Source organism: Bosea sp. (in: a-proteobacteria), from assembly GCA_023910605.1.
In the GTDB taxonomy this organism is placed as follows: Bacteria; Pseudomonadota; Alphaproteobacteria; order Rhizobiales; family Beijerinckiaceae; genus Allobosea.
Genome location: JAAVVV010000001.1, coordinates 807,939 through 820,731, shown reverse-complemented (window position 1 = coordinate 820,731; position 12,793 = coordinate 807,939). Strand labels below are relative to the sequence as shown.

Sequence of the window (12,793 nt, the reverse complement as noted above, 5' to 3'; positions counted from 1 at the left end):
ATGACCTTACGGAAAGGAACTGTTCCTGGGAAGTGCAATATGGCGCAAGCTGCCGGTCTCTCCGCATCGTGGGCGCAAGGGAGCGGTCTCACACGCGTTTCCCCGGCTGACGCGCACCTTGCTGAACGCTCCCGAAGCGATGCAGGCCGTCAGGGTCCTGTCCCCGGGGCTGCGGCGCCCTTGACGCGCCCGCCTGACGAAAGCGGGGACGCCACCCCAGGCATCACGGCCCTGCGAGGCGCGCCATGCTCGCGATGAAGACCATGAAAGGAGCCGCCTGGCTCATCGGTTCCCGCTTCCTGGGGCGGGGCGTCGATTTCTTCACGCTGCTGATCTTCGCAAGGCTGCTCTCGCCTGCGGATTTCGGGCTGACCGCGCTGGCGCTGACCGTGGTGCTGATCGTGGACACGGTGCTGGAGGTTCCTGTCACGCAGGCGCTCACCCGCCTGCCGGCCATCGACAAAAGCCATCTCGACACGGGCTTCACGCTCAACCTGCTGCGTGGGCTCCTGATCGGGCTGGTGGTGCTGGCTGCCGCCTGGCCGGTCGCGGCCTTCTATGACAATCCAGCGCTGGCGCCGATCATGGTGGCGCTGTCCGCAGGCCCGGTCATCCGCAGCCTCGCCAGCCCGCGAATGGTGCTGTTCGTGCGCGAAATGAGCTTCAGGCAGCTGTTCACGACCGAGATCATCGGCAAGATCGTGGCGGTGACCGCCGCCATATCAACAGTGCTGGCGGGCGGGGGCTACTGGGCGCTGGTGGTGAACTTCGCCACGGGCGGAGCGGTCGGCGCCGTGGTTTCCTATGCGCTTGCACCATACCGGCCCCGGCTATCGCTGGCGCGCCTCAGCGATTTCGCGGGCTTCGTTGGATGGTTCAGCCTGTCCCAGCTGGTTTCGGCGCTCAACTGGCAATCGGACAGGCTGCTGCTCGGCGCCTATATCGACAAGCCGGCGCTGGGGCGCTACGCCGTGGCCAATGACGTGGCGCTTTTGCCGAACCAGACCCTGATCCGCCCGGCAATGCAGCCCGTGATGGCGGCGTTCACGCGGATCTCGCATGATGCCGAACGCCAGCGCGGCGCGTTTCTGAAAGCCTCCCGCCTCGCCATGCTGCTGGCTGCGCCCATGGCGGTGGGACTTTCCCTGCTCGCAGACCTTGTCGTCGCACTTCTGCTCGGGCCGCAATGGCACGCGGCCGCGCCGTTCCTGGCCTCGCTCGCCCTTTCGGCGATGGCGGTCCCCTATTTCCAGACCATCTATGCCCTGGCGCTGGCGATCGACCGCCCGGCGTTGATCTTCCGGCTCAACACCGTCGAACTGGGCGTGCGCTCCGTGCTGCTGCCGCTCGGCCTGTTCACGCTGTCTGCGCCGGGGGTGGCGCTGGCCCGCATCGGCGTGGCGGCGATCATGTTCGGGGTCTATCTTCTGCAGGTCCGCGCGATGGCCGGGCTGGGGCTGCGGGCGCAGCTAGCCAATCTGTGGAAGATCGCGCTGGCCACCTGCGCGATGGCGCTGGCGGTGCTCTTGCTGCGGCGGGGCCTTGCGCCGCTGGAGCCGGCGCCGCTGATCGAGGCGATCGCGACGGTTGTCGGCGGGGTCGCGAGCTATGTCTCGGCGCTCCTGCTCTGCGGGCTCCGGCTCGGCATCGGGCCGGGCCGGCTGGAACTCGTCGACCGCTGGTGACGCGGCCGAGCCCGTTAGGGGCTCAGCGCGTCAGCGCCGCGGCGCGTCCGCGCGTTCCGGGCGTTCCGGGCGGCAGAAGAGGCAGCAGCACCTCGACGACATCCTCCGGCGCAAGCATCTCGGCATCGGTCACCATGCGCGTGATGCGGCCGGAGGCCTCGTTTCGGGTGAGCCTGAACCGCGGAACGATCTCCTCGACTTCCGCGCCAGAGCCCGGCGAGCGGCTCTCCGCATTGCGCAGCAGACGACGGGCGGTCTCGGTCTTCTCGGCATTCTGCGCCAGCAGGGCGCGGGTGGCGGCCGAGGCGTCCAGCGCCTCCTTGCGGTGGCGGGCCTTGAGATCGACGACATCGCGATTGGCGCGGGCAAGGGCCTGGTGCGCTCGCAACGACGCCACCTGCACATCCAGCCGGCTGCTCTCGACAGCCACTTGCGTGTTCTCCGCCGCCAGCTGGCGCGGCGAAACGCTCAGGCCACGGCTGACGAGATCGCTGACCAGACGAAGCTCGCGCTTGTTGGCTTCAATCTGACGATCAAGGGATTTACCCTTCTCATCGAGCGACGCCAGTTCGCGCTGAAGCAGAACCTTGGACTGCTCGATGGCTTCGAGCTCGCCCTGAAGCGCCGAGCGCCGGGCCCTGAAGCGCAGCGTCTCTTCGGCGATCGCCGTGGCCACGCGCGTATCGGAGGCCAGATTGGCCAGAGCGGGCACCGGGCCGATCGTCTCGCTCTCGGCGATCTCGGCGGCAAGCCGCGCCATGGCGGCCTCGAGCGCGATCTTCTCCGCTTCGAGCGTGCGCAAATCGCCGGAGGACAGGATCATCTCGCGCTCCAGCCCCGACAGGTCGGCCGCCCGGGCAAGGCCCTGGGCGGTGCTGAGCGCCTGCAGCACGGTGAGGCCGGGCTGGAACTCGAATTTGCCGGGCTGCTGCACGGCGCCGAGGATGTAGAACGGGCGATAGCGCAGGATCTCGACGGAGGCCGATGGCGTCTCGGCCAGATTGGCGCTCTCCTTCAGCGCCGAGCCGATCTGCTCCGCCAGCTTGTTGACCGTCTGGCCCGCTGCGCGGATCGGTCCGATGATCGGCATGGACAGCGTGCCGTCCGCGCCGACGGTGAACTCGCCGTTGAGGGGAGTCCACGCCATCGCCTCGCCCGTGTCGCGGCGAAAGGAGTTGATGCGGATCATCAGCCGGTCCAGGGGGCCGAGCGTATAGCGCTGGGGCTCCGCCTGGGCTGCCGACTGCGTCGGAGCGGCCGACAGGATGGGGGCTGCCAGCACGGCTGCGAGCAGGAGGCGCGGCAAGGCCTTGGGCGGCCTGGTCTGATATCCGGAAAACAGCATGCTATAACCTCCTTGGCCGTGCCCAGCGACGCGGCGATCCTCGATCAAAAGTCCGGCGGCGCGATGTTGTTCATCGGCGGGACGTGTTTATCTCGTGGCATGCCGGTAACTCGTCACGAACCGACCACGGCACGGATCAGGCCCGATGGCGAACGCTGGCCTGCATCAAGCCGCCAGGCCAGGGCGCGGCGGGCCCGCCTCGCCGGCAGCAGCGCCGCCATCGCGAAGAAGCCGGCCAGAGCCAGTTTCGCCTTCGTGCTGTGCGGCTCGGTGACGAGGCCCGCGATCAGGCGGGCGGCCTCGCCTATTCCGGGCCTGACGCCAAGCGTCATCGCCAGATAGAAGCTGCGCTCGCGGTGGAAGTAGGCATCCTCGGCCTTCACCAGCTGGCCAGCCAGGCCCTGCCCTTCAAGAAAGCGCCGCAGATGGGCGGTGCGGTCGGCGAAGCGCCTCAGATCGCGGGCGATGGAACGGGGGTCGGGCGGGCGGTTGATGCCGGAATCATTACGGTCATGAAGGCGGTAGCGCCCGAGCGGAGTGGCGAGGCTGACGACATCGCCCATGAAAGGGGCCGCGAACAGGATGACGCCATCCACGGCCGCGTCATAATCCGCCTCTCTCAGAAGGGCGCACAGATCCCTGCGGAAGACGTTTCCCGATGTCGGTGGCGAGGTGTAGGAGCCCGAGCGCAGCACGCGAGCCTTCAGGGTCTCTTTCTCGCGCGCCTCGCGCAGAGCAGGTCGCGGCTCTCCCAGCGGCCGCCCCTCGGCATCGATGCGCTCAAGCGGAAACTGGAGCTTGGCGACCTTGGCGTCAAGCCGGCCAAGGATGGTTTCGAGCGAGCCGGGCAGCAACTCATCGTCGGCATCGAGGAACAGGATGAATGGCGCAAGGCTGCGCTCGAAGCCATAAAGGCAGGCGCCGCGCTGGCCCTGGTTGGCGATGCGGTGGATGGCGAAGCGCTGGCCTTGCGCCTCGGCCCTGGCGGCGAAATCGGTGATGACGTCCCACGACCCGTCGGTGGAGCCGTCGTCGACGACGATGAGCTCGACGCGCGGATGCCGCTGCCCTGTCACGCTTGCGAGGGCGCGGCCGACGAAGGCTTCGTAATTATGGCAGGCCACGATCACCGAAAGCGCCGGCTGATCGGCGGCCCCGGGCGTTGGCGGCCCTGTCAGCTCTTCACTGGGTTCGGTCCGGTTGATCACTGGCGGCGCCCTTGTGCGCGGAAGCGGCGGAAACCTGCTTCGACAAGGTGCACCTACGCCGCATTCGCGGCCAAGATAGGGCAGGCTTACGCAAGGTCCGGACCCCGCGGACAGGAATTCCGGCAAGGCCGGAGCCGCGCGCGTTCGTCAGGCGAGGCGCCGGCACCCAGTTGCAGGCGGCGTGACGCTCGGGGCGCGCCGACATTGCGCTGCGATGGCTGCCCGGGCCGGCGAGAGCGAAGGGCGGCGTTGTGACGATGTCCGCCCGTCGCCACCCGCTCATCGCTGTGGCCTGGCGCCATATCCAGGTCTGATCAGCGCCCATTCCGGAGTTCGGGCCTTCGTGGTGGAAAGCGCTGCTATAGCCGAAAAGCCGACGTTCCCTTGTTTGCAGACACAACCTCGACAGGAGGAAACACCTTCCGACCGGCTGATGTCGCCCTAGCCCCAGAGGGCCGCCGCATCCGGCGTGTAGCGGGCGAGCTTATCCCGATCGATCTCGACGCCGAGTCCAGGCTTGTCCGGAATGGCCAGGTCACCATGCGTGTCGAGGACAAAGGGGTCCGCCAGAATGCCATCGACATAGGGACTGCCGCCGATGAACTCGACCAGATCGACATTGGGGAAAGCTGCGGCCATCTGGAGATCAGCCGCCACGCCCAGCGCCGTGTTCCACCCATGGCCGACATAGCGGACGCCGAAGTCCTCGGCCATGCGGACGATGCGCCGCTGCTCGCCTATGCCGCCCACCTTGGTCACGTCGGGCTGCACGATGTCGAACGCCCCATGCTGTAGCCAGGGCAGGAAGCTCTGGCGCCGCGTCAGCACCTCGCCTCCGGCAATTGGAACGGGACTGACGCGCCTGAGATGGCAGTAATCCTCGAGCGCATCAGGTTTCAGCGCCTCCTCGAACCAGCCGACATCGTAATCCTTCAGCATCTCGGCTGTACGAATCGCCCATTTGAGACCATGCGGCCACCAGGCGTCGCTCGCGCCCGCATCGACGAAGAGTTGCGAGTCCGGTCCGATGCCTTCACGCGCCGCCCTCACGATCGCGGCGTCGAGTTTGGCGTCCATGGCCCTGCCAAACGGACCCCAGCCGATCTTGAAGGCGCGGAAGCCCTTGGCGTGGTATTCGGCAACCACGTCTTTCATCCGCGAGGGTTCCTCCATGAGCAGCGAGCAGTAGGGCTTCACCTTCCGGCGGTGGATGCCGCCGAGAAGCTGGCCGACGGGAAGGCCTGTCGCCTTGCCGAGGATGTCCCACAGCGCAATGTCGATGCCGCTGATCGTATGGGTCAGCGTGCCGCCGCGCCCCATCCAGAACGTGTTCTGGTGAAGCTTCTCCGCCACCCGTTCCGGCTCCAGCGCATTCTCTCCGATGATCAGCGGCTTCAGGACCTCAAGCCCCGCCTGCGCCAGCCGGCCATCCGTGAAGACGCTGCCGAAGCCTGTCATGCCGCAATCGGTCTGCACCGCGATCAGCGCGTGAATGGAGTCCTCGGGCCGGATCTCGTTCGACCAGCCACCCTTCGGGCTTTCGCCGAAGAGCGGCGCGGCAACGATCTTCGTGATCTTGACGGCGGGCAGCCGCGCCGGGGCCTTGAACTGCATGCCTTCCCCCTTCATCCTCCAGCGCGCGCGCGTCGGCGCTGCTCCTGGATAGCCTCGTAGTCGACTGCGAGATTCATGATCGTGATGTGCTCATGGAGGATGCCCGTGATGGCGTCCTTGTCGCCGGTCATCAGCACCTTGAGCAGGTCGTGATGCTCCTCCGCGATGGACGGCATCGGCTTGCCGAGCGTGGCGAGCCCGAAGACGATCGTCAGCTGACGGGCAAGAGTCTCCCACAGGTCGAGGATCACGGTGTTGCCGCCAAGCCGGCAAAGCTCCCGGTGGAACACCGTATCGGCCGCCGCGAGACCATAGGCGTCGCCGCGCGAAGCCATCAGGTCCATCTCCGAGATGGCGCGTTCCAGAGGCGCGATCCAAGGCGGGCCATGATGGCCGGCGTCCACCGCGCGATGCGCCGCGCTGGTCTCCAGCGACGTCCGGGCCTCCACCAGATCCTTAACCCAGCGGTTGGTGAGCGGCCTCAGCCTGATGCCCTTGTAGGGCTCATTCACAACGATGCCGTGGCTCTCGAGGAGGCGCAGCGCCTCGCGCACCGGCACGCGGCTCACGCCAAGCTTTCGTCCGATATCGCTTTCACCGATGCGGTCGCCAGGCAGAAGGACCCCACGCGCGGCCTGGGCCATGATCGCCTCGACAACCCGATCCACAAGCGTCTGCGGCTGCAGCGGCCGCCACTCCGCATCGTCCGGCGATGGAGGCACGACGGAAAGGCTGCTGCGGCGATGGCGATCCATCTGGGTCCGGAAATCGGTTGGCGGCGACTGCCGACGAACTGTCTTGACAATGGTTAAAATCGTATACGATCATACGATATCGCTGACAAGGGGATTGTCATGGCCCAGGTTCAGAGCCGCGTCCGTTGCGATATCGACTTCGACAAGTCCGGACGGCAGGCATCTTATCTGCGTGCGCCGCTCTCTCGCGATGCGTCGGGTTGGGGCGCGGTCGAGATTCCGATCATCGTGCTCAAGAACGGCAAGGGGCCGACGCTGCTGTTCACTGGCGGCGTGCATGGCAATGAGTACGAGGGGCCGATCGCCATCTCGAAACTTGCCCGCACCCTCGACGTAAAGCGGATCGAAGGGCGCGTGATCCTGATGCCGGCCGTCAACATGCCCGCGGTGCTCGCCAATACCAGGCTTTCGCCGGCAGATGGGCGGGACATCAACCGCTGCTTCCCTGGCGATCCCCGCGGCACCTTCTCGTTCATGCTGGCCCATTTCATGGATGCGGTGCTGCTGCCGCACGTGGACGTGTCGGTTGATCTGCATACCGCCGGCCAGTCCGCCGATGCTGCGCTGTCGACCAACATGCATTACATCGACGATGCGAAGATCCGGGGTGAGACGATGCGCATCGCGAGCGCGTTCGGCGCGCCGTACAACGCCGTGTTCTGGGGCGTCGACGAGGGCGCCACCTTCACCTCTTCGGTCGAGCGACAGAAGAAGGTGTCCATTGGCACCGAGATCGGCGGCTGGGGCCGCGTCAACCCAGAAGGCGTTCGCATCGCGGAACGCGGCATCCTCAACGTCATGAAGGCGTGCGGTGTCATGGAGGGCGCGCCGGACACCACTCAGCGAGACGGCGCAAAGGCTACGCGCCAGATGATGGTCAAGGATCCCGCCAACTTCCTTTTCGCCCGTGCCACGGCAACCTACGAGCCCATGCATCTTGCCGGAGCCGCCGTGCAGAAGGGCGAACTCGCCGGACTGCTCCATTTTGTCGAGGACATCGACCGCGAACCCATCGAGGTTCGCTACGCGACCTCCGGCGTACTCTGGATGGGCGCCGGGCCGGGCCGGGTGCAGCGCGGCGATTGCGTCGGCGTCGTCATGCAGGACTATGACGCCAAGATCGCGGAAGGGTGAGGAGCGACGCCCATGCCACGCATCCTGATCGCCGAATGCATGCAGGAGATATCCTCTTTCAACCCGTTGCAGTCGGCCTATTCGGATTTTCGCATCCGGCACGGGGAGCAGCTCCTGGAGCAGCGCGGCCTCAACACCGCGATCGGCGGCGCGCTGTCGGTGTTCGATCGCCGTGCCGACGCAACCCTGCTGCCGACCATTTCGGCGACGGCGCCGAGCGCCGGCATTCTCGCCGCGGATGGCTGGAAGAAGCTCTCGCGCGACATGGTCGCTGCGATTGCCAAGATGGCGGAGCAGGCCGACGCCGTGTTCTTCTCGCTCCATGGCGCCATGGGCGCGGTCGGAGAACTCGATCCGGAGGGATGGCTCCTGCAGGAGACGCGCCGGCTCGTCGGGCCGGAGGTCCCGATCGTGATCTCCCTCGACCTGCACGGCATCCTCACGGAGCGCATGCTGGCGCAGATCGACGGCTTCGCCATCTACCACACCTATCCCCACGTCGATTTCGCGGACACCGGCGAGCGGGCGGCGACGCTGCTGATGCGGATCATCGACGAGAAACTGCGGCCGGCGATAGCCCGCGTAGTCATCCCTGCTCTGGTCCGCGGCGACGAGCTGGTCACCAAATCGGGCTGCTACGGCGACATCCTGCGCGAGGCCCGCAGGCTGGAGCACGAGGACCAGGCGCTGGGCGCGGGCGTCATGATCGGCAATCCCTTCACCGACGTGCCCGAACTCTGCACGCAGGCGCTGATCTGCGTCGAAAAGAAGAACGCCGCGACGGAGCGAGCCGTCGAGCAGCTGGCGCGCGATTTCTGGAGCCAGCGCCACCGCATGCAGGGCAAGCTCATCGAGCTGGACAAGGCGATCGCCCAGGCGCGCACCATGGCCGGGCCGGTGATCTTCACCGACGCCGCCGACGCCACCTCGTCGGGAGCGACCGGCGATTCCAATGCGATCCTCAAGGCGCTCATCAAGGCGAATTATACAGGGCGCGTGCTGCTCCAGATCGTCGACTCCGCCGCCGCGAAGGCCGCCGCCGCCGCCGGCATCGGCGCAAGGGTGACGCTGACGCTCGGCGGCGAGCGGGATCCCGGCCGCTTCACGCCGCTGAAGGTCACGGCCACGGTCGAAAGCCTGTCGAGCGGACGCACGCGGCTGGAGACCATGCGCGCGCCCCTCAACGCCGGCCTGACCGCCGTGCTCGCCATGGCCAACTTCACGATCGTGGTGATCAGCGAGCCCTGCTTCCTGTTCGACCGCGCGGTCTATTACGCGAACGGCTGCGATCCTCGTGACTACGACCTGACCGTCGTGAAGTCGCCGCATACGGAGCACCACATGTACGACGAGTGGGTTGTCAAGAACTTCAACATCGATGCGCCGGGATCGACCAGCGCCGATCTGCTGAGCCTCGGGCATGCCATCTGCAGACGGCCGGTCTATCCGCTCGATCCCGACATCGACTTCAGGCCCGTGGTGACGTGGCATGGCGGGGAGAGACGGGCATGAAGATCGAGGCCGTCGATTTCTTCTATGTCTCGATGCCGGAAGTCACGACCGAGGCCGACGGCAGCCAGGATGCGCTGCTGGTGCGCGTGTCCGGCGGCGGCCGCGAGGGCTGGGGCGAATGCGAGGCCGCGCCGCTGCCCTCGATCGCCGCCTTCGTCTGTCCCATGTCCCATGGCGTCTGCCGGCCGGTCGGAGCCTCGGTGCTCGGCGAGCGCCTAGACAGCCCAGCGGACATAGCCCGCATGTCCGCGCGGGTGGCCTACGACAGCATGGACCTCCTGCAGGCCGCGCACACGATGTCGGGAGTCGAGATGGCCATGTGGGATCTGCTCGGCCGCGCCAAAGGCGAGCCGGTCTGGTCCCTCCTCGGCTACAAGCGGAGTCATGCCAAGACGCCCTATGCCTCGCGGCTTTTCGGGGACACGCCCCAGCAGACGCTGGAGATCGGGCAGCTCTCGCGCAAGCAGGGATTCCGCGCCGCCAAGTTCGGTTGGGGGCCGATCGGACGCGGCTCGGCACATGACGACGCGGACCATTTCCATGCGGCGCGCGAAGGCCTCGGGCAAGACGGCATCTTGCTTGTCGATGTCGGCCAGATCTTCATCGAGGATGTCGACCGCGCGGCGGAACGCCTGCCTGCGCTTGCCGAGGCCGGCGCGGTCTGGCTGGAGGAGCCGTTCCAGGCCGCCGCATACGGCGCCTACGGTGCGCTCGCGGAGCGCAGCGGCCGGGTCAAGCTGGCCGGCGGAGAGGGCGCCCACGACACGCACATGGCGCGACATCTCATCGACTATGGCAAGGTCGGCTATATCCAGATCGACTGCGGCCGCATCGGTGGCATAGGTCCGGCGAAGTGGGTGGCGGACTATGCGGCCGAACGCGGCGTGACCTATGTGAATCACACCTTCACGTCGCATCTGGCCCTGTCGGCGTCACTGCAACCCTATGCGGGGCTGAAGGACCATGTAATCTGCGAGTATCCCGCCGCACCCAAGCCGGTCGTCGAGGCTTACATGGCGAGCCGCATCATGCGGGACAGCCAAGGGGACATCCGCGCCCCCGAATCGCCAGGGCTCGGCCTCGAGATCGAACCTGCAGGCGTGCGGAAGCATCTGCTCGACATCGAGATCAAGGTCAGCGGCAAGGTCCTCTACCGAACTCCCGCAATCTGAAGCGCATAGACCGGAGACATCAAGACATGGCCCAGGTCCACAAGTTCAGGCACAGCGAGGCGGCCGAGTGGGCGCTGCGTTGCGATCTCGCCGCCACATTCCGCCTGTCGGCCCGGGAGAGGTGGAACGAGGGGATCGGCAACCACAACAGCGCGATGATCCCCGGCACGGAGCTGATGATGATCAACCCGCGCGGCCTGCTCTTCAACGAGCTGAAGGCGAGCGACCTGATCGTCTGCGATCTCGAGGGCAATGTCCTTTCCGGCAAGGGCGAACTGCGCAAGGTCGCCCACTTCATCCACAGCCGCATCCATCTGATGCACCCGCAGGCGCAGGTGGTGCTGCATGTCCATCCTCCCTACGCGACGGCGCTCTCGCTCATCGAGGGCGGCAGGCTGGCCATGAGCCACAACAACGATCTGACCCTGAATGACCGCATCGCCTACGACGACGAAATGAACGGATCCGTGCTTGATGACAACGAGGGCGACCGGATCGCCCGCCTGCTCGGAAAAAAGACCACGCTGGTCATGGCGAGCCATGGGCTCACCACGGTTGGCCGCGATGTTGCAAGCGCCTTCTGCGAGCTCTCGGCGGTCGAGCGCTCGGCCATGTGGCAATGCCTGGCGCGCGGTTTCGGCGGACCGCTGAAGCAGCTGCCCGACACGATGCGGAAGCACCACTACGGAGACTTCAGGGACGTCTGGGACGCCGACCTGGAGTTCGCCGCCTACAAGCGTCTGCTCGACCGGGAGGAACCGGACTACGCGAGCTGATGTTGTCCAACCATACCACGGGGAGGAAATCCGACATGACCACACGCCGCACTCTCACTCTGGCGGGCGCGACGCTCGCGATCCTTGCCGCCGCACCATATGCCGTCAATGAGGCGCGCGCCCAGAAGAAGGGCGGGGACATCGTGATGGCGCAGCAGGCGCAGCCGCCCACCATGGACGGCATGACGACAACCGCGCAGGCCACCCGCAACATCGCCTTGCATGTCTGGGAGATGCTGATCACCCGCGACGAGAACGCCAATGTCGTCGGCGACCTCGCTACCGCCTGGACCGTTTCGCCCGATGGCCTCACCTACAGCTTCACGCTTCGTGAGGCGCGTTTCCACAACGGCAAGATGATGACGTCCGCCGACGCCAGGGCGTCTCTCGAGCGCTACGCCAAAGTGGGCGGCAGCCCCTTCATGAGGCCGGTGAAGGAAATGGCGACGCCCGATGCCCGGACGCTTGTCATCACGCTCAACAACCCCGTGCCCGGGTTCCTCGAGCAGCTCTCTTCGCCCCGCGCGCCAGCCGTCGTGATCCCTGCCGAAGAGGCCGGCAAGGAGGCCAACAAGATCGAGATCATCGGCACCGGTCCGTTCCAGTTCGTCGAATTCCGGCCGGACAGCCACGTGAAGCTGAAGCGGTTCGACGGCTATATGCAAAGCCCTGTCGGCAATCCGCGTGACGGTTTCGGCGGCAAGAAGACCGCCTATGTCGACAACATCACGATCCGCTTCGTGCCGGAGGGCGGGGCCCGCACGGCCGGGCTGCAGTCCGGCGAGTTTCATGTGCTGGAGCAGATCCCGACGCCGTCTGCCAAGCGGCTCGCAAACGACCGCACCGTCACGATGCACGAGATGGTGCCCTGGGCGTTCCAGATGTTCATCTTCAACGCTTCGCAGCCTCCGACCAACAACGCCAAGGTGCGCCAGGCGATCCAGGCCGCGATCGATTCCGAAGAGGTGATGGCAATCTCGACAGACGGGTCCTACCGGCTGCTGCACGGCTGGCAATACCCGAACACACCCTACTTCCAGGGCGATCTGGGCAAGGAAGCCTACAACCAGAAGAACCAGGCCCGGGCGAGGCAGCTGCTGCAAGAGGCAGGCTACAAGGGCGAGGAGCTGCTGATCCTGACAGACTCCAGCTTCAAGAACCACAACGACACCGCTGTCACCATCGGCGAGCAGCTCAAGGCGATCGGCATGAAGGTGAATGTTCGCGTCGTCGACTGGCCGACAGCTTTGTCGAGCACCACCAAGAAGGAAGGCTGGAACGCCTGGCCGCTGATGATGGGCATCGAACCCTACGAGGGGCCCTACAACGTCGTCAGCTTCTTCGCCGGCGCCAATGCGCGGATGCAGGTTCAGGATCCGGTCATCGACGCGGCCAACAGCACCCTGAACAGCGCACTCGATCTGAAGGAACGGCAGGCGGCTTTCGGCAAGTTCCAGAAGCAGATGATCGACCAGGCCTACGCCATCAAGGTCGGCGAGGTCGGCATCTTCCAGGCCTCCCGCGCGAACGTGAAGAACTACAAGCCCTACCGCATCCCGCGGATGTGGGACCTCTGGGTTGAGTGAGCGGAC

Annotated in this window: 10 protein-coding genes; 6 read left to right on the top strand and 4 right to left on the bottom strand. The window is 66.2% G+C overall.

What is annotated here, in order from left to right:
* Window positions 1-245: 245 nt before the first annotated feature.
* Window positions 246-1,685 carry a lipopolysaccharide biosynthesis protein gene (locus HEQ16_04065; GenBank protein ID MCO4053232.1) on the top strand — a complete coding sequence of 480 codons (1,440 nt, stop codon included), beginning with the start codon at window positions 246-248 and terminating at the stop codon, window positions 1,683-1,685.
* 22 nt (window positions 1,686-1,707) lie between these two features.
* Here the strand turns inward: HEQ16_04065 and HEQ16_04060 are convergent, their stop codons facing one another.
* The 4 genes from HEQ16_04060 to HEQ16_04045 all read right to left on the bottom strand — a co-directional run bounded on the left by HEQ16_04060 (window position 1,708) and on the right by HEQ16_04045 (window position 6,607).
* Window positions 1,708-3,030 carry a sugar transporter gene (locus HEQ16_04060; GenBank protein MCO4053231.1) on the bottom strand — a complete coding sequence of 441 codons (1,323 nt, stop codon included), beginning with the start codon at window positions 3,028-3,030 and terminating at the stop codon, window positions 1,708-1,710.
* Between the two features lie 113 nt (window positions 3,031-3,143).
* Entirely contained in the window at window positions 3,144-4,208 is a 1,065-nt protein-coding gene (locus tag HEQ16_04055; protein MCO4053230.1) for a glycosyltransferase family 2 protein, read from the bottom strand.
* 471 nt (window positions 4,209-4,679) lie between these two features.
* Entirely contained in the window at window positions 4,680-5,852 is a 1,173-nt protein-coding gene (locus HEQ16_04050) for a mandelate racemase/muconate lactonizing enzyme family protein (protein ID MCO4053229.1), read from the bottom strand.
* An 11-nt stretch (window positions 5,853-5,863) separates the two neighbouring features.
* Window positions 5,864-6,607 carry a GntR family transcriptional regulator gene (locus HEQ16_04045; GenBank protein ID MCO4053228.1) on the bottom strand — a complete coding sequence of 248 codons (744 nt, stop codon included), beginning with the start codon at window positions 6,605-6,607 and terminating at the stop codon, window positions 5,864-5,866.
* Between the two features lie 93 nt (window positions 6,608-6,700).
* Between HEQ16_04045 and HEQ16_04040 the strand changes: the two genes are divergently transcribed.
* The 5 genes from HEQ16_04040 to HEQ16_04020 are packed head-to-tail and all read left to right on the top strand — an operon-like array spanning window position 6,701 to window position 12,787.
* Window positions 6,701-7,741, top strand: coding sequence for a peptidase M14 (locus HEQ16_04040; protein ID MCO4053227.1), 1,041 nt, complete (start codon window positions 6,701-6,703; stop codon window positions 7,739-7,741).
* 12 nt (window positions 7,742-7,753) lie between these two features.
* Window positions 7,754-9,253: a M81 family metallopeptidase gene (locus HEQ16_04035; protein ID MCO4053226.1), complete on the top strand. Its 1,500-nt coding sequence runs from the start codon at window positions 7,754-7,756 to the stop codon at window positions 9,251-9,253.
* Entirely contained in the window at window positions 9,250-10,425 is a 1,176-nt protein-coding gene (locus tag HEQ16_04030) for a mandelate racemase/muconate lactonizing enzyme family protein (protein MCO4053225.1), read from the top strand. Before HEQ16_04035 ends, HEQ16_04030 begins: the two co-directional genes overlap by 4 nt.
* A gap of 26 nt (window positions 10,426-10,451) precedes the next feature.
* Window positions 10,452-11,201 (top strand): aldolase, encoded by a 750-nt coding sequence (locus tag HEQ16_04025; GenBank protein ID MCO4053224.1) that lies wholly within the window; start codon window positions 10,452-10,454, stop codon window positions 11,199-11,201.
* Between the two features lie 35 nt (window positions 11,202-11,236).
* Window positions 11,237-12,787, top strand: coding sequence for an ABC transporter substrate-binding protein (locus HEQ16_04020; GenBank protein ID MCO4053223.1), 1,551 nt, complete (start codon window positions 11,237-11,239; stop codon window positions 12,785-12,787).
* Window positions 12,788-12,793 lie beyond the last annotated feature (6 nt).

What these genes read in the sequence shown, in the direction of transcription:
- HEQ16_04020 (MCO4053223.1), top strand. Translation starts at nt 11,237, where the DNA reads ATGACCACACGCCGCACTCTCACTCTGGCGGGCGCGACGCTCGCGATC.
- HEQ16_04065 (MCO4053232.1), top strand. Translation starts at nt 246, where the DNA reads ATGCTCGCGATGAAGACCATGAAAGGAGCCGCCTGGCTCATCGGTTCC.
- HEQ16_04060 (MCO4053231.1), bottom strand. Translation starts at nt 3,030, where the DNA reads ATGCTGTTTTCCGGATATCAGACCAGGCCGCCCAAGGCCTTGCCGCGC.
- HEQ16_04050 (MCO4053229.1), bottom strand. Translation starts at nt 5,852, where the DNA reads ATGCAGTTCAAGGCCCCGGCGCGGCTGCCCGCCGTCAAGATCACGAAG.
- HEQ16_04025 (MCO4053224.1), top strand. Translation starts at nt 10,452, where the DNA reads ATGGCCCAGGTCCACAAGTTCAGGCACAGCGAGGCGGCCGAGTGGGCG.
- HEQ16_04045 (MCO4053228.1), bottom strand. Translation starts at nt 6,607, where the DNA reads ATGGATCGCCATCGCCGCAGCAGCCTTTCCGTCGTGCCTCCATCGCCG.
- HEQ16_04035 (MCO4053226.1), top strand. Translation starts at nt 7,754, where the DNA reads ATGCCACGCATCCTGATCGCCGAATGCATGCAGGAGATATCCTCTTTC.
- HEQ16_04030 (MCO4053225.1), top strand. Translation starts at nt 9,250, where the DNA reads ATGAAGATCGAGGCCGTCGATTTCTTCTATGTCTCGATGCCGGAAGTC.